Raw genomic sequence first — 533 nt, forward strand, 5'->3', positions numbered from 1 at the left:
TCTTGGCGATCATCTCGATGACCTGGGTCAGGATTTCATTGGCTTGGCGCTTGGGAAGCTCGTGCGCTTCCGACAGCTGCTCGGCAATGTGGCGCAGGGTGAGAATCGCGCCAGGCGAGGTGCCAGTGGATTTCTTTGCGCCCTTGGGGGCCGCCTTGACTGACGCCTTCGGTGCTGCGGCCTTCGTGAAACTCTTGGCTCCGGCGTCGGCAGTTTTGGCCGTTTTAGTCGGTACTGGTTGCGATGCGGCCGCTTTGCGGGCCGGCGCCTTCTTGGTTGCAGCTTTCGCCATGGGTGAGATCCTTCCGATGCGCGGGCAATCTAGCAGTCAGTCGATGGGCAAAGGGTTTGCCACCCAAGACTGAAATCACCAGAAGGCCGCAGCCTCAATAACTAGGACGGAACGAATTCATAGGATCTTGGGGCAGCACAGGATCCCGTGACTGGTTGCGCAAGTGATCCTGAGATTTAGCTTGCCAACTTGACGAGCGGCGGCTCCCGCAGCATGTAGCCGCGGCCCCAGACCGTCTCGA

General features: G+C 59.8%; 1 pseudogene. It reads right to left on the reverse strand.

The features are described from left to right. Nucleotides 1–292, reverse strand: a pseudogene (locus KBI52_RS00920) (HU family DNA-binding protein); the annotation flags it as partial. Between the last annotated feature and the right edge of the window lie 241 nt (nucleotides 293–533).

Origin of the sequence: Microvirga sp. HBU67558 (assembly GCF_018069605.1) — a bacterium.
GTDB lineage: Bacteria > Pseudomonadota > Alphaproteobacteria > Rhizobiales > Beijerinckiaceae > Microvirga > Microvirga terrae.